Here is a 24,300-nt window from a genome sequence, read left to right as displayed (position 1 = left end):
TGTTATATAAATTTTCAAAATACTAGAAAATTTAATTAAAAATGAAGTCCCTAATTATAATCATATGCCTAAGTTTTCAGTTTGCTTTTGCTCAAAAAGAGATAAAGCATCAGGTATATTTTTTGACTGATGAATACGAAATTCCTGAAACTGAAGAAAGCCGACTTCTATTATTCTTATCCGAAATAGAAAATATGGATATTCAAAAGATATCTATCTATGGATTTTGTGACGATAGAGGTAGTGATTCTTATAACATGGTATTATCTCAACAACGCGCAGATGCTATAAAAGAAGTATTTTCTAATAATGAATTTGATGAATCTGTAATTACCAATGTAGATGGTAAAGGTGAAATTTTACTCAATGTTGTTAATGATAATGATCTCTATAAAATTCGTGGTTTAAACCGTAAAGTTGAAATTATCGTACAACCTTATGATCCACCAAGAGAAAAAATTGTTGAAGCACCTAAAAAAGAAACTACTGAAGATTTATTACGAGGAGAATTAAAAGAAGGTGATAAAATTCAATTAGAGAATATCTTATTCCGCACAGGTTATAGTTACCTCACCAAACAATCTAAAGCTAAATTAGATAAGATTGCAGAAATATTAGTAGAACGTACAGATATTTACTTTAATATAGAAGGCCATGTGTGTTGTACCCAAGGCTCACGAGATGCTATAGATAGAAAAACTAAAAAGCGTAATCTCTCATTAGCTAGAGCGAAAACAGTTTACGATTATTTAGCTGATAAAGGTGTTAAACGTTATAGAATGAAGTTTGTAGGTCAAAGACGTAAATTTCCACTTGGAGGCGAACCAGAGTTAGATAGACGTGTGGAAATTGTTGTAACACGAATTATAAAGAAGTCAACAGATTAATTTTTAATCATGTTAACATGCGGAATACCATCTTCTAGGTACTCCTCTCCTACTTCTTTAAACCCTAGATTATTATAAAATCTCTTTAAATAGGTCTGAGCAGAAATTCTTATTTCTGAAGTTTTATAGTTCTTTTTAATAGCTTCTATTGAAGCATTCATAATATCATAGCCAAAACCATATTGTCGCTCTTTTTCTTTTACCACTACTCTACCAATACTAGCTTCATCAAAATAATCACCTGGTTGAAATATACGTGTATAAGCCACTAATTTACTACCTCTGTAACCTAAAACATGTAAAGCTTTTTGGTCCTTTTCGTCAATGTCTTGGTAAACACAATCTTGCTCAACTACAAAAACCTCACTTCTTAGTTGAAGCAAGTCATAAAGCTCTCTTGTATTCAATTGATTGAATGTCTTGGTTTGTATATCTAACATTAGTCTTGTACAATTACTTCTTTTGGATCTTCTTTATTGTATTCTGGTTGAATGGTAACATGATTGATATCAAACTCTTCATGAAGGAGTGCTTCAATCTGTAATAATAGATCATTAAATTCTGTAGTACTAATATCTTCTGTAAGATCTAAATGAGCTTCGAGATGCAACTCATGATCACTAAGATTCCATATATGTACATGGTGTAGTTTATTAACTTTTGGTAATTTATTCACAGTCCGTACAACATCTTTAATATTAATATGTTCTGGTGTAAAAAGCATCAACATCTTGGTTGATGTTTTTAATAAATCATAGCCTACATAAATTAGATATAATGCAATTAACAATGTTAACAAGCTATCAACCCAAAATAATTCGTAATATTTCATTAATAAACCACCTACTAATACAGCTACACTTGCTAACATATCTGTTAATAAGTGTAAATAAGCGGAACGAAGGTTAATATTATTAGAAGATTCTTTTCTTAATAATAATACACTAAAGCCATTAGCAAAAATTGCAATTAACGATAACCATATAACTAAATTAGAATCTATTGACTGTGGATTTTGAAAACGCTCAATAGCTTCCTTTATTAAAATTATAGCGACAATAATCAAAGTAGATGCGTTAATAAAAGCAGCTAGTATCTCTGCACGTTTATAACCAAAAGTTCGGTTAATTGAGGCTTTTTTTTGCGTTAATTTTGCAGCTACATAACTTACTATAAGCGATAGTACATCACTGAAATTATGTAAAGCATCACTAATAAGAGATAAACTACCAGATACTAAACCACCAATTACCTGAGCTACAGTTATAACAATGTTTAAAACTATTGTTATTAATAGCTTTCTACCTTTTAAATCAGAGTGATTATGTGTATGTGAATGACTCATGCCATACCAAAATACGGATTGGTATTAACAAGATAAAGGAATTTTATCAATACGTCTTTTATGACGTCCACCTTCAAACTCGGTATTTAGAAATATATCTACCATTTTTATAGCTTGTGGAATAGATGTATAGCGTGCTGGTATACAAATAATATTTGCATCATTATGTTGACGCGCTAATTCTGTAATTTCAGCTATCCAACAAACACCAGCTCTAACATTTTGATATTTGTTAGCAGTCATAGCAACACCATTTGCAGTACCACAAATTAAAATGCCTCTATCTACATTTCCATTATTAACATCTTTAGCAACAGGATGTACAAAATCTGGATAATCAGCACTATCTGCAGTATCTGTACCATAGTTAGTAATGGTATATCCTTTATTTTCAAGATGTTGTATTATAGCTTGTTTATACTCTGGTCCTGCGTGATCGTTACCGATGGAAATTGTCATGTTAATAAGTGTTTGTTTTGCTCTGCAAAATTACAAATAATAAAATCTGGTTAATACAATTTCTCATTACTTGTTAATAAGTGTTCACAAGTTTTAAAAATAAAAATTAGGATTGTTGCAGAATTTTTTCAAACAAGAATTGAATTCTAAAATCAAAATTTAATATTCATTTTTTTCGAGGAAGTTATTCATACTCCTAACAGACGAAATTAACAGTGTTTTTAAAATAAAATATGAGTCATTTCTATTAACATGAGTTATTAACACTTGTTTACAATAATTTTACTTTTCTTAAAAATCAAGTGGTTACATGTAAATTTAATGTTAACTAAACCGTAATAAAGTGTAAACTTCAACTTATCAAAATAATTCTTCAAAAAGTTATACTAGTAATTAACACCCTATAATAACCATTATTTATTTTTTTAAATTTTAAAAGAAAAATGATAATAGTATATATAAATGTGAATAAGTGAATTTTCATTTATTTAACCTTATCTAAACACTTTTAAATTTTAATAGTGTAGCTTTGTAATAAACTTAATAACTTCACTTCCACCTTTATTAAGTTTTAAATGAAGAATTCCTAACACTTTTAGGAAACGAATATGATTACATAATTAAATGACAAGAAAAAGAAAAAAGAAATCCGGTAAAAACAAGATTTCTAACCTTACAAATACAATTCTAAGTATCCTAAAAAAAGAACGAAACAAATCGTTTAACTATAAACAAATAGCGGCTATTATCGGTGTTAACGATGCTAGTAGCCGTAACCAGATTATTAAAACTTTAGCAAAACTTGCTGCCAAACAAGAAATAGAACAAGTAGATCGTGGTAAGTTTAAAGCAGTTGTAACAGCTGAGTATTATACAGGTATTTTAGATTTAGCTTCTAAAGGAAATGGTTACGTTATTTCAGAAGATTTTGAAGAAGATGTCTTTATAGCATCTAATAATATTAACAAAGCCTTAGATGGTGATGAAGTAGAATTCTATGCTTATAAACGCAGAAAACGAGGTAAAATTGAAGGTGAAATAACCAATATTATTAAGCGTGCTAAAACTGAATATGTAGGTACCATTCAAATTCAACAAAACAGAAATTACGCCTTTGTAGTTGCAGATAGCAGTAAAATGTACAAAGACATTTTTGTACCAATTAATAAAACTAAAAAGGCTGAAGATGGTGATAAAGTGTTGGTAACACTTACAGATTGGCCAGAAAAAGCCGATTCACCTTATGGTAAAGTATTAGAAGTTTTAGGAAAACCTGGTGAACATAATACAGAAATACATGCCATTTTAGCGGAGTATGGTTTACCACATGAGTTTCCTTATGAAGTAGAAAAGTTTGCCAATGATCTAGATATTTCTATCATAGAAGAAGAAATTGCTAAGCGTAGAGATATGCGAAAGGATTTAACCTTTACGATAGATCCTAAGGACGCAAAAGATTTTGATGATGCATTATCCTTTAAAGTTTTAGAAAACGGCTTATATGAGATAGGAATTCATATTGCAGACGTATCACACTATGTGCAACCAGGAACAGTTTTAGATGATGAAGCTTACGAACGTGCTACATCTATTTATTTAGTAGATCGTGTAGTGCCAATGCTGCCAGAACGTTTATCTAATGGAGCATGTTCGTTACGACCACATGAAGAAAAATATACCTTTTCTGCAGTGTTTCAGATGAATGATAAGTGCGAAATTAAAAACCAATGGTTTGGTAGAACCGTAACGTATTCTGATGCACGTTTTGCTTACGAAGAAGCACAAGCTATTATAGAAAATAATCCTAATGTCACGCTGAGCGCAGTCGAAGCGTCTAATTTAGACACTACAATTCCTAAGGAAGTTTCGCTAACAGGTGACCAGTATAACACTAAACCAGAAATTGCAGAAGCTGTTATAGTTTTAGATCGTTTAGCTAAAAAGATGCGTTCAAAACGTATGCGAACTGGTGCTATTTCTTTTGATAAGGTTGAGGTGAAATTCAATTTAGATGAAGAAGCTAATCCAGTAGGAGTATTCTTTAAAACCAGTAAAGATGCCAATAAACTAATTGAAGAATTTATGTTGTTAGCTAACCGTAAAGTATCAGAATTTATAGGTAAGCAAAACCCGAAAAAGACTTTTGTGTATCGTGTACACGACGAGCCAGACGAAGCTAAGCTTGCACAGTTACAAACTGTAGTTGGTCGTTTTGGTCATCAATTAAATTTTAAAGATAGAAACAGTGTTGCTGCATCTTTAAATAAACTTCTAACAGACGTAGTAGGGAAAAAAGAACAGAATTTAGTAGACACATTAGCAATACGTACCATGTCTAAGGCAGAATATACAACGCATAATATTGGTCATTATGGTTTAGCTTTTGACTATTACAGTCATTTTACCTCTCCAATTCGTCGTTATCCAGATGTTATGGCACACAGATTATTACAGCACTATTTAGATGGTGGTAAATCTGCTAACGAAGAAGTTTACGAAGAAAAATGTAAACACAGTAGTAACATGGAATATCTGGCAACCAAAGCAGAGCGCGATTCTATAAAGTACATGCAGATTCGTTTTATGCAAGATCATCAAGACGAAGAATTTTTAGGTGTTATTTCTGGAGTTACAGATTGGGGAATTTACGTAGAAATAGAGTCTAATAAATGCGAAGGCATGGTAAGTGTTAGAGACATGAAAGACGATACTTACGATTTTGATCAGTCGCATTATGCTATGATTGGTCGTAACACACATAATATGTATCAACTTGGAGATGAGGTTATTGTCAAAGTAAAAGATACTGATTTAGTGAAGAAACATTTAGATTTTTACTTAGTTGGAAAACCTGAATAAAGCCGTTAGTATAGTTAAAATTTGTCATGCTGAATTTATTTCAGCATCTTGTAAATAAATAATAATTATGATTCTTACCACAACCAATTCAATAGAAAACTTCAAAATAGTAGATTATCTTGGTATAGTTACAGGTGTAGCACTAGCAGAAGAGAAAATAGTGATGGGTTTTAGCATGTCTAAATACCTGGTATCTATAAGAAATAGTGTTGATGCTACAAAAGAAAAAGCATTTCAGCAATTACAAGAAAATGCAAAAAAATTGAATGCTAATGCTGTTGTTGGTATTAAGGTTGAGATAGAACTCATGACAAGTAATTATGCTATGGTTTCCGTAACAGGAACAGCTGTAAAAGTAGCTGCTTAGCACAACAAAAATTAAATAAATTATGAAGAAATATGCTTTATTATTAGCGTTAGTAATAGGTTTAACTTTAAATGCTCAAGATACTATTGAGAAAACTATTGGTGAATTTTCTACAGTAAAAGTCTATGATTTAATTAATCTCAAAATGATAAAATCTGACGAAAATAAAGTGATTATAGCAGGTGATAATAAAGAGGATGTCCAGGTTATAAATAAAAACGGTAAGCTAAAAATAAGAATGAAGCTCGAAGAAAGTTACGATGGTAATGACACTGTTGTAAAGTTGTATTACACTTCGGTTGATGTTATTGATGCTAATGAAGGAGCAAATGTTGTAGTTAATGATCCTATTGAACAGTTTGAGATTGATTTAAAAACTCAAGAAGGTGGCGAAATTACTGCAGAACTTAAAACTTCTTATGCTAATTTTAGAGCTGTTACAGGTGGAATAATTAATGTTTCAGGAAGTTCAAAAAATCAAGATATTTCTATTTACACAGGTGGTATTTTTAATGGTGAACAATTTAGCACAGAACAAACAGAAGTAAGCGTTAATGCTGGAGGAGAAGCTTATGTTAATGCTTCAGAACTTGTGGATGTTAGGATTAAAGCAGGTGGTAATGTCTATATCTACGGTGAGCCTAAAACAATTAATGAAAGCAAAGTTTTAGGAGGTAAAGTTAAGCGCATGTAATGCTATACTTTATAATAATTTCAATAAGACTTACAACTAAAAAATCTCAATAGGTTTCGTTTAACATTTCTTAATTAGTTTACTACTTTTGTGTAAACCGCAAGTTTACATGTTAGACGATATCTTAAGAGCCATTCCTTTTGGAATTATTTTAGCCTTCACTATTGGTCCAGTATTCTTTGTATTATTAGAAACTAGTGCAACCAAAGGGTTTACTAGTGCTCTGATTTTTGATTTAGGTGTAATCCTCGCAGATGTTGTTTTTATTCTACTCATTTTTATGAGTACAGATACACTTTTGGATAAGATTAAGGACGATCCTAAATTATTAGTTTTTGGAGGTGTTCTACTCGTGGTGTATGGTTTAATATCTTTTATAAAGATTTCTAAATCTTTTAGATCTATAGTTAGAGAACATCATCGTATAGAATTACCAAAGAAGAATTATGGAAAGCTTTTTGCAAAAGGCTTCCTGCTTAATTTTATAAATATTGGTGTCCTTTTAGGTTGGTTAGGTTTTATAGTTATAGGGACTACAATAACAACTTCAAAGAATGGTATAACGGTTTTTATAGTCACCATGTTAGTGGCCTATTTTGTATGTGATTTATTTAAAATTGCAGCTGCTAAACGTTTAAAAAATAAGTTGACTCCAAGACGTATTTTTAAAACTAAGAAAATAGTAGCCTTAGTTATTCTTGGCTTTGGTATTTTACTATTGTCACAAGGATTATTTCCAGAACTTTACGAGAAAGGGAAGGAACAAATAGATAAGGTTAATCCTATAAACTAAAAAAAGCCTTTAACATTAGTTAAAGGCTTTTTTTGAGGTGTCGAGCGGATTCGAACCGCTGTAGATGGTGTTGCAGACCACTGCCTAGCCACTCGGCCACGACACCTTATTGCGAGGGCAAATATATAAATTATTACTGTTTTACCCTATACAGACTTACTTTTTTCGTTTTTCAGAAAGTTTAATTCTTACCATTTCTACATCACCACCAATTGGTGGATTAATTTTACTCACAGAAACAGAAACTTTAGAAACTAGTTTATCTTCATTAAGAATTCTATCTATGATGCGTTGCGCAACAGTTTCGAGTAGTTTTGAAGGTTTTGCCATTTCTTCACGTACTACCTTATTTAAAAACACATAATCTACAGTATCACTTAAATTATCGGTTTGAGAAGATTTAGATAAATCTGCATTAACTACAACATCTACTCGATAGTCGCTACCAATAGCAGTTTCTTCTTTTAAACAACCATGATTAGCAAATACGCGGATATTTTCAACTTTTATTATTCCCATACTGCAAAGATAAACCTTCTATTATTCCTGCGAAGGCAGGAATCTTTAATTAGTAAAAAAGTCAAAAATATTACTAATAGCACTCGTTTTAGCTTTAAAAAACTCAGTATAAGTACACTTTTTACATGTTACTGAAGTGAACTTTTTATTCTGTACATCAAAAATTTTAGATAGTGTACCACCAGTGGCTCTCATTTCACCAAGTTCATAAGTGGTGTTATCGCATTTTGGACATTTGTAATTCATATTTTTTTGATTTTGGTTATTTACATTCTATCAGTAACATATGGTGCATTAATGTTACATTTTACTTAATTTTGCGAGATAATTTAGAGATTTAATTTTTAGGAAAACTTAAGCCTATTAACTAATCCCTAATACCCTTTTAAAAAATGTCAGAAGAAACAAAATCACTCAATTTTATTGAGCACATTATAGAAGAAGATTTAGCAAACGGTTTATCGAAAGATAAACTGCGTTTTCGTTTTCCACCAGAACCAAATGGCTATTTACACATTGGCCATACCAAAGCTATAGGCATTAGTTTTGGTTTGGGCGAAAAATATAATGCACCTGTAAATTTAAGGTTCGATGATACCAATCCAGCAAAAGAAGAACAAGAATATGTAGATGCTATAAAACGTGATATTGCTTGGCTGGGTTACCAATGGGAGAATGAACTTTATTCTTCAGACTATTTTGATAAACTTTACGATTGGGCTGTACAATTAATTAAAGATGGAAAAGCTTATGTAGATAGCCAATCTTCTGAAGCTATGGCGGAGCAAAAAGGTACTCCAACACAACCAGGTACTAATAGTCCTTACAGAGACCGAAGTATTGAGGAAAACCTAGATTTATTCCAACGTATGAAAGCTGGTGAATTTCCGGCAGGCACACACGTATTGCGTGCAAAAATAGATATGGAAGACCCTAACATGCTAATGCGAGATCCTATTATGTACCGTATTATGTATGCACACCATCATAGAACAGGAGATGAATGGTGTATTTATCCAATGTACGATTGGACTCATGGTGAAAGCGATTACATAGAGCAAATTTCACATTCCTTATGTTCATTAGAGTTTAAACCTCATAGAAAGCTTTATAATTGGTTTAGAGACCATGTATATGATTATGCTAAGGACAAATTACCTTTACCACCAAAACAGCGCGAATTTGCACGTTTAAACTTGTCTTACACCATTATGAGTAAACGTAAATTGCTTAAATTGGTAGAAGAGAAGGTGGTTTCTGGTTGGGACGATCCACGTATGCCAACCATTTCTGGTTTACGTCGTAGAGGTTATACACCAAATTCAATTAGAGAATTTATTAAAAAAGTGGGTGTTGCTAAACGCGAAAACGTCATTGATGTTTCACTCTTAGAATTTTGTATTCGAGAAGATTTAAACAAGACCGCAAATCGTGTCATGGCAGTTTTAGATCCTGTAAAGGTTGTTATTACCAATTATCCTGAAGATAAAGAAGAATGGTTAGAAGCTGAGAATAATCAGGAAGATGATTCAGCAGGATATAGAAAAGTACCTTTTTCAAGAGAGCTTTATATCGAAAAAGAAGACTTTAAAGAAGAAGCTGGTAACAAATTTTTCAGATTGAAACTTGGTGGTGAAGTAAGATTAAAAAACGCTTATATCATTAAGGCTAATGATGTAATTAAGGATGAAAACGGTGAAGTAAACGAAATACATTGTACATACGATACAGATACATCTAAAAAAGTAAAAGGAACACTGCATTGGGTTTCTATAAAGCATGCTATAACTGCTGAGGTCAGAGAATACGATCGTTTATTTATGCACGAAGCACCAGATAGCGATAAGGAAAAAGATTTTATGGAATTTTTAAATCCTAATTCCTTAAATGTTAGAACAGGATACTTAGAACCAAGTTTGTCTGAAGCTAAAGTGGGTGAGCGCTTCCAATTTCAACGATTGGGTTATTTTGTAGTTGATGAAGATTCCACTTCAGAAAAGCTAGTGTTTAATAAAACGGTTGGATTAAGAGATAGTTGGGCTAAGCAAAAGCCGAAACCACAAGCTACTGCGCAAGCAAAAGCCAAGCCACAACAACAAAAGCGTTCAGCAATTAGCATCATTCAGCAATTAGGTAAAAAATACACTAATTATCCTGAAGCTAAGCAAGCAAAAGCAAAAGCAGAAATCATGGATTTAGCTAAAGATGTCTCATATGAAGATTTAGAGCCTTTATTTGGTACTGCTGTAAAAAAAGCAGGTACTCGTATCGCTGTAATGATTGCATTAAAAGAGTTGCTTAAAAGTGGCTTAGATCGTAATGACGCTATTAATGAATTTATAGCTAAAGCTCTAGAAGATAAGAATGAAATTTTAGTTGGCGAAGCCAATGACATATAAGAAGTTATGCTTAGAACTATTTTATCATATCTGATTTTAATAACTTGTTTTTTTGGGTGTTATAATAGTTCTAAAAACGGATTAGAAATAGGTTTACAGGGTGATGAAACCAGAGGGAAGATCCAAAAGAATTTAATTAATTCTAATGCAAATATTTTTAACAATAACTGGCTAGTACAATTTATGATTGATGCTGATTCTTTTGAACCAACTATTAATGCTTTGAATTCAATTTCTGAGTGTAAATTTATTAGTGATTTTTCGAATTATGAAGTATCGCCAGCAAATGTTCATAGCTGGAGTGCTAAAATGGTACTTTTCAAAGACACAATAAATGTATCTAAAATGACTTATTCAGAATGGAAACTTCCAATATTTTCTTTTAATTGGCAAGAATCATTCGATGATGTCAAGGTTGATTCAAAAATTAAAAAAATTGAAAATGCTCTTAAGGAAAATAGAATAAAATATACTTTAATCGACTATTTAAAGGAATAATATACACCAAAGAATAAAAGTAAAAAATAACAACAGAACCTCTATGTCTTAGACTTAGAGGTTTTTTTGTACTTTTAAAATACTAACTAAAACAATAAGATTATGGAATTAAATTTTTTAGCTATTGTGGTTGCAGCCATTGTTCCACTTTTAATTGGTGCTATATGGTACAACCCAAGCGTATTAGGAACTGCTTGGATGAAAGCTTCAGGTATGACTGAAGAGAAAATGAAAAGCGGTAATATTGCTGTGATTTTTGGTCTAACATTGGTACTATCATTCATGTTAGCCTTTACTGTAAATGGTATGGTAATTCATCAAGTAGCAGCGCAACAATTAGCCTTTACAAACCCTGATGCAGAATCATTTCAAGCATTTATGGCAGAGTTTGGAAACATGCATCGTAACTATGGTCATGGATCTTTACATGGCGCGATAGGAGCTTTATTTTTTGTACTACCAGTTTTAGGAATTAATGCGCTTTTTGAAAGAAAAGGATGGAAGTACATCTTAATAAATGTAGGCTATTGGGTAGTTACCTTAGCTATTATGGGAGCCATACTTTGTGGTTGGAAATAATAAATTAAAGCATAAAAAAACCGAAGTGCAAACTTCGGTTTTTTTGTTAATCTTCTAAAGATTCAAAAGAAATTTCATCGTCAGGTATTTCTAAATTAGTTTTAAAATTTGGCAAAATTTCTTGAGTAATCTCATCACTCAAAATATCTTTTGCTTCAATAAACCACCAATATTTACCTTCTTTATTATAAATTCCTAAAAGATAACTTTTAGATTTTACACGTTGATTTTCTATTACTATTTCAGTATATTTTTCAACAATGCACCTGTATTGATTTTGTTCTTCGACAATTTCAGAAACACCTAATATATCTACTTTTTCTAACACAAAACCTTGTTTTTTCATGCCTTCAAATGTAGATTCTATAAAATAAAGAGCGACATCTTTACCTCCCATCATTTCAATGACTGAAGGAAGAGTGTGTTTTAAAACCGTTTCATACTCTCCATCTAACGTTGCTTTAGATGTTATCTTAGCGTCTTTTAGAGCATCTTCTTTTGTTTGAGAAAACAAACAAAAACTTAAGAATGAAAATAGTATAACAAGTACATTTTTCATTTTATTCGTCGTCGTTTTTCTTTTTGGCATTTTTCATGGCTTCACCAATTTGGTTACTTGCTGTAAAAGAAGCTACCATGTTATTCAACATATCGCTACCAGCTTGTGGAGAATTTGGTAATAAGATTAAGTTACTATTTGTTTCTTCACCAATAGATTGAAGCGTATCGTAATGCTGCGTTACAACAATAAGCGCAGAAGCTTCTTGTGAGTTAATTCCAACTCTGTTTAATACTTCAACAGACTCTTCTAGACCACGCGCAATCTCACGTCTTTGGTCTGCAATACCCTGTCCTTGTAATCGCTTACTTTCTGCTTCGGCCTTAGCTTTTTCAACAATTAAAATACGTTGTGCATCACCTTCATACTGAGCGGCAATTTTTTCACGTTCAGAAGCATTAATACGGTTCATTGCAGCTTTTACTTGTGCATCAGGATCTATATCTGTAACTAAGGTTTTTATGATGTCGTAACCGTAATCCATCATAGCATCATTCAATTCAGATTTTACAGCAATCGCAATATCATCTTTACGAACAAAAACGTCATCTAATTTCATTTTTGGTACTTCTGCACGTACCACATCAAATACATAACTTGTAATTTGCTCATGAGGATAGTCTAATTTATAGAATGCCTCATATACCTTTTCTTTAATAACCATGTATTGTACAGACACTTTTAAGCGTACAAATACATCATCTAAAGTTTTGGTTTCAACAATAACGTCTAACTGCTGAATTTTTAAACTTAATTTACCAGCAATTCTGTCTACTAATGGAATTTTTATTTGTAAACCAGAATGTCTAATACTTTGATAACGACCAAAACGCTCTATAACTGCTGCAGTTTGTTGCTTTACGATAAAGAAAGATGAAATTAAAATAACAAGTCCAAAAAATATAATTGGAACTAAGAAAATCGGAAAATCCATAAATAATTATTTTTTTAAATAATGGTTAGAAATAAATGTTCGTACTAATTTAAACTATATTTACTGGCAATTCATCAGTAAATCATGAAAAAACTTAAATACATCCTATTAGTAGTCATTAGTATGGCTTTTGTTACACTTACTTACGCCCAACATAAGCGTTATGCCATAAAAAATGGTGTTGGTATACAAGGAGGAGTAACTCAGTTTGATATTATCACGAACAATTTTGTGACTAAAAAGAATTATGGGTTTATAGGAGGTTTATCTGCTTCAGTAGATATTCCTCACAAATGGTATAACGTAAGTTACAACATTCTTCTATCTGAAAATAACATTGATATTGCTGCTTTTTCATTAGCTAATCCTATGGAAGAATTTGTAGAATACAAGTTACTTACGGCACAATTATCATTTTTATTTCATGCTAAGTTGATAGGAAGTAATTTAACCTTAGATTTAGGTCCAATGCTTCAGTATAATGGAGATTTAGAACTTAAAGATAGTTCTAAAGAAGGTTACATAATATCGGATTACGATACACTTTTAACTGAAGATATTTCTAAAATTTCAAACTTTAATGTGAATGGAGCAGTAGGTTTATCAGCTGGTTTTGGTGCGTTTAGATTGCGAGCGCAATATATTTATGGATTTACCAATATCTTGAATAAACTCAATGATGAAGACCTTAACCTTGGTACAAATGATAACAAATTTAAAGGCAACCAGTCTATGATTGCCTTTACTGCTATTATTACATTTTAGTAATTTATGAATTGTCATCCTGAACTTGTTTCAGGATCTTAATTTAAATCGTCTTCACCAAAGCCTCTACACGCTTAACAGTTTCGGCTTTACCAACCATATACATAATATTAAACACATCTGGTCCTTGTAAAGCACCTACAAGCGCTAAACGTAATGGCATCATCACTTTTCCGAAGCCAATTTCGTTGCTAGTAATCCAACCTTTTATATTGGTTTGAAGATTTTCAACCGTATAATCTTCGGTTGAATTGACTAATTCGATTACTTTATTTAAAATCTCATCAGTTCCCTCTTTTAAGGCTTTTTTAGATGCTTTTTCGTCATAATCAGTAGGTGACACAAAGAAGAAGTGACTTAGTTCCCAAAAATCGCTTACAAACGTTGCACGTTCTTTAATTAAGCCAACAACTAAAGCAATGTAATTCACATCAATATCTTTCAACAAAATGTTTTTTGATTGAAATTCTGTTGCTAATTCCAAATCTAACTGCTGTTGCATATAATGATGGTTAAACCATTTGGTTTTATCAGGATCAAAACGTGCACCAGCTTTGTTAACTCTTGCTAAATCAAAATCATTTACCAATTGCTCTAAATTGAAAATCTCTTGCTCAGTACCAGGATTCCAACCTAAAAAGGCTAAGAAATTCACTACAGCTTCAGCAAAATAGCCATCCTCTTTATAACCTCTGGAAACTTCGTTGGTTTTTGGGTCTGTCCAAGCTAATGGAAACACAGGGAAACCTAATTTATCACCATCACGCTTGCTTAATTTTCCTTTTCCTGTTGGTTTTAGGATTAAGGGTAAATGTGCGAATTCTGGTGCTTCCCAACCAAAAGCATCATATAATAATTTGTGTAAAGCCAATGATGGTAACCATTCTTCGCCACGAATAACGTGTGTAATTTCCATTAAATGGTCGTCTACAATATTAGCAAGATGATAGGTTGGCATTCCATCACTTTTAAACAAAATCTTGTCATCAAGTATGTTGGTATCTATAGAAATATCGCCTCTAATAATATCTTTTAGTTGCAAAGTTTCATCTTGTGGCGATTTAAAACGCACTACATAATCGTCACCAGCCTCTAGTTTTGCTTGAGTTTCTTCTTCAGAAAGCACTAAAGAATTTACCAAACGGCCTTTTTCGCGATTGTGCCAGTTGTAGATAAAGGTTTTGCCTTCTGCTTCGTGTTGTTTTCTGTGTGCATTTAGTTCTTCCGAAGTATCAAAAGCATAATAGGCTTTACCTTCAGCAATCAATTGATCAGCATATTGCTTGTACAAATGCTTACGCTCACTTTGTCTGTAAGGACCAAATTTTTCGTTTTTACCTGGACCTTCATCAAACGGAATACCACACCAGTTTAAAGATTTTACAATGTAATCTTCTGCACCTTCAACATAACGATTTTGATCGGTATCTTCTATACGCAACACAAAATCGCCATTGTGCTTTTTGGCAAATAAATAATTGAATAAAGCAGTTCTTACACCGCCAATATGTAAAGGTCCTGTTGGACTAGGTGCAAAGCGCACACGTACTTTTTTTGACATAATATAATTTCAAAAATTAAGTCTGATTGTCACACTGAGCGCAGTCGAAGTGTCTTCAAAAGCAAGTGCTAACCAGAACAGTGGCAAAGATAAATTTTTGAAGTTCAAAGTTCAAAGTTTAAAGTTCAAAGTTTTGGGAACTGAAGACTGAGACTGAAAACTAATTTAATATCATACTTTTCGGCACACGCTTATTCATAATCTTAAACCAAAGTGGTGGTACCATTGCCAATACCATTGAGGTTGGATAGCCAAAAGGCATTTGCGGACTATCATCGTGGCAATCTAAGATTTGATATTTTTTTGAAGACTTAAAATGATGATCGCTATGTCGTGTTAATTCATATAACACAATACGACCGATAACGTGATTAGAGTTCCACGAATGTATTTCTTTTACACGCTCGTAACGACCAGATTTGGTTTTTAAACGCAGTAAACCATAATGTTCAATATAGTTGACGGTTTCAAGTAAAATAAACCCAACCACACCTGCGCAAAAGGCAAATAGTAAAGCTGTAGTCCCTAAAAGCAGTGTAACTGAAGCCAAATACAACAGTTGAAAAACAGTGTACCAAAGCATATCATTCTTGAAAGAAAAGAACGTTTGTTTATTGTTCTTCAATAGTTTTTTTTGAATGTTCCACGCATTAAAATACTGTCTAATAGTTGAGGTTAACCAAAACGAATACACACTTTGATTGTATTTTGCAGTTGCAGGATCTTCTGGTGTGGCCGCGTGAAGATGATGCCCAAAATTATGTTCAATATAAAAATGCATATAAAAAGAGGGTAGAAGCAAAGCTTTACCCAAAAAGCGTTCGTTGGTTTGTTGTCTGTGACCAAGCTCGTGACCAACATTAATGCCGTTAACGCCTAAAACAATACCAACGGAAAAAATGAGTCCGACAAACTCATAAGTTTCCAAAGGTTGATGAGCAACTAAAATCAGAGCATAGATTACAATACCATAAACAATGGGTAAGTTGAGGTAAAGCAGCCAATCAAAAATCTTACGTTTTAATCGATTATCGACATCTTCAGATTGAAGATTAGTAGTATCTACTGGAAAAATAAGTTCTAAAACAGGAATACAAACAAAGGCAAAAACAGGTGTAGCCCAAACCCAATAGCTCTGAAAACTAAGCCCTAAAACAGCCATTATTGGGATTGAAAATGCTGCTAAATATTTAAGGTCTTTCATAATCTTATTTGTCATTCTGCCTTTCGACTACGCTCAAGATAAACTACGGCAGGAATCTATTTCTATATTAGAACCACTGTAATTTAACACAGTAGCCCTCTAAATTAACACAATCTTACCAAATTTAGGAAATCATCAATTAAAATAAAATTGTAGTTTAGTAAGTTAGAATGTTACATCTCTGTCACATCGAGCGCAGTCGAGATGTTTTTATTGTGAAATAATGAGATTCTCGACTGCGCTCGAACCGACAGAAAGTAATAACAGCCAAGAATGAGCAATTTCGAAACTATAAAAAACAAACTACAGCAATTCATTAAAAAATATTACACTAATGAATTGCTAAAAGGCGCAATTTTATTTTTCGCCATTGGCTTGTTATATCTCATTATAACGCTATTTGTAGAATATGTGTTTTGGCTCAACCCAACAGCAAGAACCATTTTATTTTGGGTGTTTGTGGCCGTTGAGATCGCGTTATTTGTTAAGTTTATTGTCATTCCGTTAGCACATTTATTCAATCTTAGGCAAGGTATTGATTACGAAACTGCTTCAAAATTAATTGGTAATCATTTCCCTGAAGTCAATGATAAACTTTTGAATGTACTTCAGCTGAACCAAAGTCCACAACAATCTGATTTATTATTGGCAAGCATAGAGCAGAAGTCTCAAGAGTTGCAACCCATTCCGTTTAAATCGGCAATCAATTTTAAGACCAACACCAAGTATTTAAAATACGCAGCTATTCCCGTAGTCATCATTTTGTTGTCTTACATCACAGGAAAAATCGATTGGTTTAGTGATAGTTACGAGCGTGTTGTAAATTACAAAACCGCATACGAACCACCAGCACCTTTTCAGTTTTTTGTATTGAATGAAAACTTACAAGCTATTGAAGGTAAAGACTTTAAGTTAAAAGTGAAAACAGCAGGTGATGTTATTCCAGAGAATGCTCAGATTCAATTTAATGGTCAATCGTATTATTTGCAACAAGTTGCTCCAGGCGAATTTCAATACACATTTAATCTACCAAAAAACAATATAGAATTCAGTTTATCAGCTAACGACGTCAATTCAAAATCGTACGAATTACAAGTGGTAAACACACCCAACTTGGTCAATTTTGAAATGCTGTTAGACTATCCATCTTACACACTAAAACAAGATGAGGTATTAAAAAGTACTGGTTCTGCGGTTGTTCCAGAAGGGACAAAAGTCACTTGGAAAGCAATGACCAAAGCCACAAATGCTGTTCATATTTATGCTGAAGATACCTTAGCGTTTTCAAAAAAAGACAATAACAATTTTGAAGCGACCAAGCGATTATTCAGAAACTATAATTATAGCATTTCAACCAGTAACGAGAATTTAAAGGATTACGAAAATCTGGCTTATAATATTTCTGTGGTTAAGGATTTGCACCCAGAGCTCAATATCAAAATGCAAATCGATTCCTTAGACCATCAGAGTATGTATTTCTATGGTCAGGCGAGTGACGATTTTGGCTTGTCAAAATTGAATTTGGTGTACTACCCAACAGAAGATGAAACTCAGAAAGTAATCGAGCCGATTAGCATTTCAAAATCTAATTTCAGTGAGTTTGTGAGTGCGTTTCCAAACCAATTTAATTTGGAAGAAGGCGTCAGCTACCAATTGTATTTTGAGGTTTATGATAACGACGCTATTCACAATTATAAGCGCACAAAAAGTAGTGTGTTTAGTTATCGAAAATTAACTAAGGACGAAGAAGAGCAGAAGCAGTTACAAGAGCAGAATGAAACGATAAAGGATATTGGCAAAACGTTTGAAAAATTAGAAGAGCAAGACAAAAAGCTTGAAGAATTTTCTAAAACCCAAAAGGAAAAGCAAGAGCTTAATTTCAACGATAAAAAGAAGTTTGAAGACTTCCTGAAACGTCAAAAGCAGCAAGAGCAGATGATGAAAAATTTCAACAAAAAGCTGCAGGATAATTTAGAAGAATTTCAAGAAGAAAAGAAAGAAGACCAATTTAAAGAAGACTTAAAAGAACGTCTAAAAGAGAATGAAGAAAAGTTAAAGCAAGATGAAAAGTTGCTTGAAGAATTAGAAAAGTTGAAGGATAAAATCAATAAAGAAGAGTTTACCCAAAAGCTTGAAGAATTAGCCAAACAAAACAAAAACAAAAAGCGCAGTATGAAGCAACTCTTAGAGTTGACCAAGCGTTTTTATGTGATGAAAAAGGCTGAAAAAATAGCCAATCAGTTAGACGATTTAGCGAAGAAGCAGGAAGAACTTTCTAACAAAGACAATGAGAACACCAAAGAAAAGCAAGACGAATTAAACAAAGAATTCGAAAAGCTTCAAAAAGATATCGAAGATTTAAAACAAGAAGACAGACGTTTACAAAAACCGATGAACGTTCCTGTAGATGAGTTTTTAGAGGATGGTGTAAGGTTTGACCAAAAGGAAGCTAAAGAAGCGCTTGAGAAGAAGGAAGAAAAAGAAAGTGAGGGTAAACCTAGTGAAGCTCAAGAACAGCAACAAAACGCTCAGGAAAAGCAGAAAAAAGCTGCTAAAAAGATGAAGCAGATGAGCGAGCAGATGATGCAAATGATGTCTGGTGGAGGCGGAGGTGGAGGCGACCAAGCCTCTGAAGATGCTGATGCTTTACGTCAAATTCTTGAGAATCTTCTATTGTTTTCTTTCGACCAAGAAGCGTTGATGAATACTTTTGAGAGTATTGACATCAACAATAATAAATACGGTAAATACATCATTAACCAAAGTAATTTAAGAGAGCACTTTGAGCACATTGATGATAGTTTATTTGCCTTGTCTTTACGTCAACCTAAGATTTCTGAGAAGGTAAACGAGCAAATCACAGAAGTGTATTTCAATATAGATAAAGCGCTTGATCAATTAACTGAAAATCGTTTATATCAAGGTGTGTCTTCTCAGCAATATGTCATTACAGCGAGTAATGAATTGGCGAGTTTTCTCAGTGATGTTTTAGATAATATGGAGATGCAAATGAATTCCGCTTCGGGTTCTGGAGGTGGAGGAGGTCAGCAACTTCCAGACATTATTATGAGCCAAGAAGAGCTTAATAAGCAAATGGAAGAAGGAGTAAAAAAGAACGAGCAAGGAAAGCAAGGAGAAGAAGGGCAACAAGGCGAAGGCGAAAAGCCAGGGCAAGAAGGTAGCGAAGGCAAAGAAGGAGAGGGAAAACAACCTGGAGAACAAGGCCAACAAGGTGAGCAAGGACAGAGTGGTAATCAAGGTCAAAGTGGACAAAGTGGTGAGAATGGACAGTCTGGAGAACAACAAGGTAAAGGTGGACAGAACGGAAAGAATGGCCAACAGAATGGAGAAGGTAATCAAGAAGGTGGTGAGGGCCAAAATGGAAAAGACGGCAAAGGTGAAAATGGAAAAGGAGGGAAAAATGGTAAGAACGGAAATGGTTCTAATGGAGATGGTAACGGAGAAGAACAAAATGATGGTTATGGTGAAGGTGGAAGAGAAGAACAGAATGAAGAATTATTCAAAATTTACCAGCAGCAACAACAATTAAGACAGGCACTAGAAGACCGTTTATCTAAGGAAGGAAAGATTGAATCTGCTGGCGAATTGATAAAGCAAATGGAAGATATAGAGTTGGATTTATTGAACTACGGTTTCACAAATCAAACGCTTCAAAAGATGATGGATGTACAGCATCAATTATTAAAATTAGAAAATGCCACCTTTATACAAGGTCAGGATACGAAGCGTGAATCTGAAACAAATAAGAAGGATTTTGACACTAACAATCCTAGTCAAATTCCAACGGCAAAACAATACTTTAATACTACTGAAATATTAAATAGACAAGCACTACCTTTGCAGAGTCATTTTAAGAAAAAGATTCAAGAATATTTCAAAAACAATGATTAGTTTTAATTACGAAACCGATTTTAAATTAGAGAATGAAACCAAGATTTCCGAGTGGATTTCTAAAGCCATCAATTCAGAAAATTGTAAAGAAGGAGAATTGAATTACATCTTCTGTTCCGATGATTATTTACATAAAATCAATGTCGATTTTTTAAATCACGATACGTTAACAGACATCATCAGTTTTGATTATTCAGTAGGAAAAGAACTACACGGAGATATTTACATTTCAGTAGAACGTGTAGAAGATAATGCCAAAGATTTTGATGTGTCTTTTGAAGATGAATTGGCACGTGTAATGATTCACGGTGTTCTACATTACTGTGGATATAAAGACAAGAGTGAAGAAGATGCTAAGCTGATGCGTTCTAAGGAAGACTACTATTTAGGTGTGCGTTAATTAATTCCCGCACAAGCAGGAATCTCATAATCGTTAAGCAAATACATTGCGGTTTTATGTCAATCGATTTGAGCGTATATTTGCAAATATTTTAGATTCTTAAATGTGTCTAAATTATTAATAAAAAAAGTCTAACAAAAAGATTCCTGTCTACACGGGAAGAATTGTTCCACGTGGAACATTAAAAATATTCAACAATGTTTAATGAAGTTTACGATGTAATTGTAGTTGGTGCAGGTCACGCAGGAAGTGAAGCTGCTGCTGCTGCTGCCAATATGGGAAGTAAGACGTTGTTAATTACAATGAACCTTCAAAATATTGCACAGATGTCTTGTAATCCTGCTATGGGTGGAATTGCAAAAGGACAAATTGTGCGAGAAATTGATGCGCTTGGTGGTTATAGCGGAATTGTATCCGACACCTCTGCAATTCAATTCAAGATGCTTAACAAATCCAAAGGACCTGCAATGTGGAGTCCTAGAGTCCAATCAGACAGAATGCGTTTTGCTGAAGACTGGAGATTGTTGTTAGAGCAAACACCGAATCTCGATTTTTATCAAGAAATGGTGTCTGGTTTAATTATAGAAAACCATAAAATAGTTGGTGTAAAAACCTCTCTAGGAATAGAAGTAAAAGCTAAAACTGTTGTACTTACAAATGGTACTTTCTTAAATGGTTTAATTCATATCGGTGACAAAAACTTTGGTGGAGGTAGAGCAGGAGAAAGAGCTGCTACAGGAATCACAGAAGACCTTATTAAACTTGGTTTCGATTCTGGGAGAATGAAAACAGGAACACCACCAAGAGTGGATGGCAGGTCATTAGATTATTCTAAGATGATTGAACAACCTGGTGATGAAAATCCAGAGAAGTTTTCATATTTAGATGTTACAAAACCTTTGACTGAACAACGTTCTTGTCATATGACTTACACCAGTCCAGAGGTTCACGATTTACTTCGAGAAGGTTTTGATAGGTCGCCAATGTTTAATGGTAGAATTAAAAGTGTTGGACCTCGTTATTGTCCATCAATAGAAGATAAGATTAATCGTTTTGCGGATAAGGACAGACATCAATTATTTGTTGAGCCTGAAGGGTGGAATACGGTTGAAGTTTATGTCAATGGCTTCTCAACATCGTTGCCAGAAGATGTTCAGTTTAATGCTTTACGTTCTGTAGCTGGTTTTGAAAATGTGAAGTTTTTTAGACCTGGTTACGCTATAGAATACGATTATTTTCCGCCTACGCAATTAAAGCACACTTTGGAAACAAAGTTGGTTGAGGGTCTATATTTTGCTGGACAGATTAACGGAACAACAGGTTATGAAGAAGCAGCATCACAAGGATTAATGGCTGGTATAAATGCGAGCTTAAAAGTTCAGGAGCGTGATCCGTTTACACTAAAAAGAGATGAAGCATATATTGGTGTTTTAATAGATGATTTAATTACAAAAGGTACAGAAGAGCCTTATCGTATGTTTACATCTCGTGCAGAATATAGAACGCTTTTAAGGCAAGATAATGCAGATTTTAGATTAACACCTAAAGGTTACGAACTTGGTTTAGCTTCTCAAAAACGATTAAAACGAATGGAAGAGAAGCAATCAAAAGCTTCAAATTTTGTTCAGTTTTTTAAAGATACCAGTGTAACGCCAGATGAAATAAATCCGATTTTAGAGTCAAAAGATTCTGCTAAAGTGAAGCAGCAAGACAAGATGTTTAAGTTGTATGCACGACCAAATATCACGATTGAAGATATGCAAAAAGTGGCTTCTGTTGATGCTTATATTTCTGAGAATAATTTAGATTCTGAGATTATAGAGCAAACCGAAATTCAGGTTAAATATGCTGGTTATATTGAAAAGGAAAAGAACAATGCAGATAAGTTAAATCGTCTTGAAAATGTGAAAATTCCATCAAACTTTGATTATTCAAAATTGAAATCTATGAGTATGGAAGCAAGACAAAAGTTAACAGAAATTCAACCAGTAACCATTTCGCAAGCATCAAGAATTAGTGGAGTATCGCCTAATGATATTTCTGTTTTGTTGGTATACTTAGGTAGATAGTATGAAAGAAGTAGTATTAAAGCAAACTGTACATCCCAACGTAAAATGGATTTTAGGGTATCCTTTTCTGCTTGCTTTTGCCATTCTTACATATGTAGAACCAGAGAAGTTTTTTCTTTTAATATTTCCTGTATTAGCACTTTCTTATAGTTTTGATTTTGTGTTTAAATCTGACAAGTCTGGTTATATTCAAATACGATTATTTGGAATTTCAATCCTTAGACTTAAGAAACAGTTTATTCAACCAACATACATTTCGTTGTTCAAACAAGCATTTACTAGAGAGAACGCTTTTGGTTTCTCTCCACAAATTATAGGAGATGATCATTACAATCTATACACTATAAAACTGTTTAATGAACACAAAAATGAAATCGTATTCGAGTCTGAGGATAAGGTTAAAACATTGAAATTAGGACTTGAACTTTCTGAATTATTACAAGTAGAATTATACAACACCTTAGAATAGTTCCACGTGGAACAACCTAATAAAAACAAAATATTATTGTCATTCTGAACTTGTTTCAGAATCTAAATATGAATAACAAACCAACATATCTAACCGTAAAAGACCATTCCGTTTCAGGAGAAGAGTTTCAATTATTGCATAATGAGGTATTGGATCTGTTGGAAACATTTCCGCAACCTCAAGGCGAAAAACTTTCAGAATATTATAAAAGTGAAGACTACATTTCGCACACAGATGCCAAGCGAAACCTGTTTGAAAAAGTATATCATTTAGTTAGAACGATTTCTTTAAAACGAAAATTGAAACTCATTAATTCATTTCAATCTGAAGAAAAAACACTTTTAGATATTGGATGTGGTACAGGCGATTTTTTAGAAATCGCAAAAAATAATAATTGGAATGTTGTTGGAGTAGAGCCAAACGGACAAGCAAGAACAATTGCAAATTCTAAAACCAACAATTCGGTTTTCGATATTCAACATTTAGAAACTTTAAAAGAAAACAGTTTCGACGTTATTACACTTTGGCACGTTTTAGAACATTTACCAGATTTAAAAATGCACGTTAAGCTTTTTAAGCATTTATTAAAGCCAAACGGAATTTTGATAATTGCAGTGCCAAACTTTAAAAGTTACGATGCGCAACATTATAAAAACTTTTGGGCTGCTTATGATGTGCCGCGACACCTTTGGCATTTTTCAAAAACATCGATTGAAAAATTGTTTCACGAGGAACAATTAAAATTGGTAAAAATCTTACCTATGAAATTTGACGCTTATTATGTGAGTCTACTTTCAGAAAAATACAAATCTGGTTTTATGAATCCTATTAAAGCATTTTGGATAGGATGGCGCTCAAATCTCAAAGGAAACCGCACTAAGGAGTATTCTTCCCACATTTATGTCTTAAAATCTAAGAATATTTAATATTACAGCTAATAAAAGCTTATTCTGTTTTTAAACACATAATCGCATTACTAAAAACCAAAAGCGGCTTAAAACGTCTTATTTTAGCCTATGTTTAATTGA

The 24,300-nt window shown here is 33.1% G+C and carries 23 protein-coding genes and 1 tRNA gene; 14 read left to right on the top strand and 10 right to left on the bottom strand.

All coding sequences use genetic code 11. From position 1 onward, the window contains the following. Window positions 1-41 precede the first annotated feature (41 nt). Entirely contained in the window at window positions 42-887 is an 846-nt protein-coding gene (locus ACXAFS_RS01805) for an OmpA family protein (protein ID WP_475304908.1), read from the top strand. Here the strand turns inward: ACXAFS_RS01805 and ACXAFS_RS01800 are convergent. The 3 genes from ACXAFS_RS01800 to rpiB are packed head-to-tail and all read right to left on the bottom strand — an operon-like array spanning window position 884 to window position 2,691. After that, window positions 884-1,327 (bottom strand): GNAT family N-acetyltransferase, encoded by a 444-nt coding sequence (locus ACXAFS_RS01800; RefSeq protein ID WP_475304907.1) that lies wholly within the window; start codon window positions 1,325-1,327, stop codon window positions 884-886. The genes ACXAFS_RS01805 and ACXAFS_RS01800 overlap by 4 nt on opposite strands. Next, window positions 1,327-2,232, bottom strand: a complete 906-nt coding sequence (locus tag ACXAFS_RS01795) for a cation diffusion facilitator family transporter (protein WP_475304906.1) — start codon at window positions 2,230-2,232, stop codon at window positions 1,327-1,329. Before ACXAFS_RS01795 ends, ACXAFS_RS01800 begins: the two co-directional genes overlap by 1 nt. Before the next feature lie 24 nt (window positions 2,233-2,256). Next, window positions 2,257-2,691 (bottom strand): ribose 5-phosphate isomerase B, encoded by a 435-nt coding sequence (gene rpiB, locus ACXAFS_RS01790; protein ID WP_475304905.1) that lies wholly within the window; start codon window positions 2,689-2,691, stop codon window positions 2,257-2,259. A gap of 624 nt (window positions 2,692-3,315) precedes the next feature. On the opposite strand from rpiB, the gene ACXAFS_RS01785 reads away from it, so the two are divergent. The 4 genes from ACXAFS_RS01785 to ACXAFS_RS01770 all read left to right on the top strand — a co-directional run bounded on the left by ACXAFS_RS01785 (window position 3,316) and on the right by ACXAFS_RS01770 (window position 7,404). Next, window positions 3,316-5,550 carry a ribonuclease R family protein gene (locus tag ACXAFS_RS01785; RefSeq protein ID WP_475304903.1) on the top strand — a complete coding sequence of 745 codons (2,235 nt, stop codon included), beginning with the start codon at window positions 3,316-3,318 and terminating at the stop codon, window positions 5,548-5,550. Window positions 5,551-5,617: 67 nt separating this feature from the next. Then, window positions 5,618-5,917, top strand: coding sequence for a YbjQ family protein (locus ACXAFS_RS01780; protein WP_475304902.1), 300 nt, complete (start codon window positions 5,618-5,620; stop codon window positions 5,915-5,917). Window positions 5,918-5,939: 22 nt separating this feature from the next. After that, window positions 5,940-6,611 carry a head GIN domain-containing protein gene (locus tag ACXAFS_RS01775; RefSeq protein ID WP_475304901.1) on the top strand — a complete coding sequence of 224 codons (672 nt, stop codon included), beginning with the start codon at window positions 5,940-5,942 and terminating at the stop codon, window positions 6,609-6,611. A 109-nt stretch (window positions 6,612-6,720) separates the two neighbouring features. Next, on the top strand, window positions 6,721-7,404 hold the full coding sequence (locus ACXAFS_RS01770; protein WP_475304900.1) for a LysE family translocator: 684 nt from the start codon (window positions 6,721-6,723) through the stop codon (window positions 7,402-7,404). 35 nt (window positions 7,405-7,439) lie between these two features. Here the strand turns inward: ACXAFS_RS01770 and ACXAFS_RS01765 are convergent. From ACXAFS_RS01765 to ACXAFS_RS01755, 3 genes are all read right to left on the bottom strand, one after another. Then, window positions 7,440-7,510 (bottom strand) — tRNA-Cys (locus ACXAFS_RS01765). Between the two features lie 50 nt (window positions 7,511-7,560). After that, complete coding sequence (gene folB, locus ACXAFS_RS01760; RefSeq protein WP_475304899.1) at window positions 7,561-7,923, bottom strand: dihydroneopterin aldolase; 363 nt, start codon at window positions 7,921-7,923, stop codon at window positions 7,561-7,563. 45 nt (window positions 7,924-7,968) lie between these two features. After that, entirely contained in the window at window positions 7,969-8,169 is a 201-nt protein-coding gene (locus tag ACXAFS_RS01755; protein ID WP_320554884.1) for a zinc ribbon domain-containing protein, read from the bottom strand. A gap of 146 nt (window positions 8,170-8,315) precedes the next feature. Between ACXAFS_RS01755 and ACXAFS_RS01750 the strand changes: the two genes are divergently transcribed. The 3 genes from ACXAFS_RS01750 to ACXAFS_RS01740 all read left to right on the top strand — a co-directional run bounded on the left by ACXAFS_RS01750 (window position 8,316) and on the right by ACXAFS_RS01740 (window position 11,399). Beyond that, the gene (locus tag ACXAFS_RS01750) at window positions 8,316-10,322 is read left to right on the top strand and encodes a glutamine--tRNA ligase/YqeY domain fusion protein (RefSeq protein WP_475304897.1); all 2,007 of its coding nucleotides are present in this window, start codon (window positions 8,316-8,318) and stop codon (window positions 10,320-10,322) included. Window positions 10,323-10,328: 6 nt separating this feature from the next. Next, window positions 10,329-10,820: a hypothetical protein gene (locus ACXAFS_RS01745; protein ID WP_475304896.1), complete on the top strand. Its 492-nt coding sequence runs from the start codon at window positions 10,329-10,331 to the stop codon at window positions 10,818-10,820. A gap of 102 nt (window positions 10,821-10,922) precedes the next feature. Then, entirely contained in the window at window positions 10,923-11,399 is a 477-nt protein-coding gene (locus ACXAFS_RS01740; protein ID WP_475304895.1) for a DUF1761 domain-containing protein, read from the top strand. A 46-nt stretch (window positions 11,400-11,445) separates the two neighbouring features. On the opposite strand, the gene ACXAFS_RS01735 is transcribed toward ACXAFS_RS01740, so the two are convergent. Together ACXAFS_RS01735 and ACXAFS_RS01730 are read right to left on the bottom strand one after the other, a co-directional pair. Continuing rightward, entirely contained in the window at window positions 11,446-11,958 is a 513-nt protein-coding gene (locus ACXAFS_RS01735; protein WP_475304893.1) for a hypothetical protein, read from the bottom strand. A 1-nt stretch (window position 11,959) separates the two neighbouring features. Continuing rightward, entirely contained in the window at window positions 11,960-12,892 is a 933-nt protein-coding gene (locus ACXAFS_RS01730) for an SPFH domain-containing protein (RefSeq protein ID WP_475304892.1), read from the bottom strand. An 84-nt stretch (window positions 12,893-12,976) separates the two neighbouring features. Here ACXAFS_RS01730 and ACXAFS_RS01725 point away from each other — a divergent pair, with 84 nt between their 5' ends. Then, entirely contained in the window at window positions 12,977-13,657 is a 681-nt protein-coding gene (locus tag ACXAFS_RS01725; RefSeq protein WP_475304891.1) for a hypothetical protein, read from the top strand. Window positions 13,658-13,700: 43 nt separating this feature from the next. Here the strand turns inward: ACXAFS_RS01725 and gltX are convergent, their stop codons facing one another. Beyond that, the gene (gltX, locus tag ACXAFS_RS01720; RefSeq protein WP_475304889.1) at window positions 13,701-15,218 is read right to left on the bottom strand and encodes a glutamate--tRNA ligase; all 1,518 of its coding nucleotides are present in this window, start codon (window positions 15,216-15,218) and stop codon (window positions 13,701-13,703) included. Between the two features lie 160 nt (window positions 15,219-15,378). Further along, window positions 15,379-16,422 (bottom strand): alkane 1-monooxygenase, encoded by a 1,044-nt coding sequence (locus ACXAFS_RS01715; RefSeq protein WP_475305906.1) that lies wholly within the window; start codon window positions 16,420-16,422, stop codon window positions 15,379-15,381. A 273-nt stretch (window positions 16,423-16,695) separates the two neighbouring features. On the opposite strand from ACXAFS_RS01715, the gene ACXAFS_RS01710 reads away from it, so the two are divergent. From ACXAFS_RS01710 to ACXAFS_RS01690, 5 genes are all read left to right on the top strand, one after another. Next, the gene (locus tag ACXAFS_RS01710) at window positions 16,696-20,334 is read left to right on the top strand and encodes a hypothetical protein (protein WP_475304888.1); all 3,639 of its coding nucleotides are present in this window, start codon (window positions 16,696-16,698) and stop codon (window positions 20,332-20,334) included. Then, window positions 20,327-20,734 carry an rRNA maturation RNase YbeY gene (gene ybeY / locus ACXAFS_RS01705; protein ID WP_475304887.1) on the top strand — a complete coding sequence of 136 codons (408 nt, stop codon included), beginning with the start codon at window positions 20,327-20,329 and terminating at the stop codon, window positions 20,732-20,734. The genes ACXAFS_RS01710 and ybeY overlap by 8 nt, the downstream gene beginning before the upstream one ends. Before the next feature lie 197 nt (window positions 20,735-20,931). Further along, window positions 20,932-22,803 carry a tRNA uridine-5-carboxymethylaminomethyl(34) synthesis enzyme MnmG gene (mnmG, locus tag ACXAFS_RS01700; protein ID WP_475304885.1) on the top strand — a complete coding sequence of 624 codons (1,872 nt, stop codon included), beginning with the start codon at window positions 20,932-20,934 and terminating at the stop codon, window positions 22,801-22,803. A 1-nt stretch (window position 22,804) separates the two neighbouring features. Continuing rightward, complete coding sequence (locus ACXAFS_RS01695; protein WP_475304884.1) at window positions 22,805-23,272, top strand: hypothetical protein; 468 nt, start codon at window positions 22,805-22,807, stop codon at window positions 23,270-23,272. A 68-nt stretch (window positions 23,273-23,340) separates the two neighbouring features. Continuing rightward, window positions 23,341-24,198, top strand: a complete 858-nt coding sequence (locus ACXAFS_RS01690; RefSeq protein ID WP_475304883.1) for a class I SAM-dependent methyltransferase — start codon at window positions 23,341-23,343, stop codon at window positions 24,196-24,198. The last annotated feature ends 102 nt before the right edge of the window (window positions 24,199-24,300 follow it).

This window comes from Winogradskyella sp. ABM4_392 (genome assembly GCF_056160445.1).
This window is presented reverse-complemented; position numbering and strand designations above follow the sequence as displayed.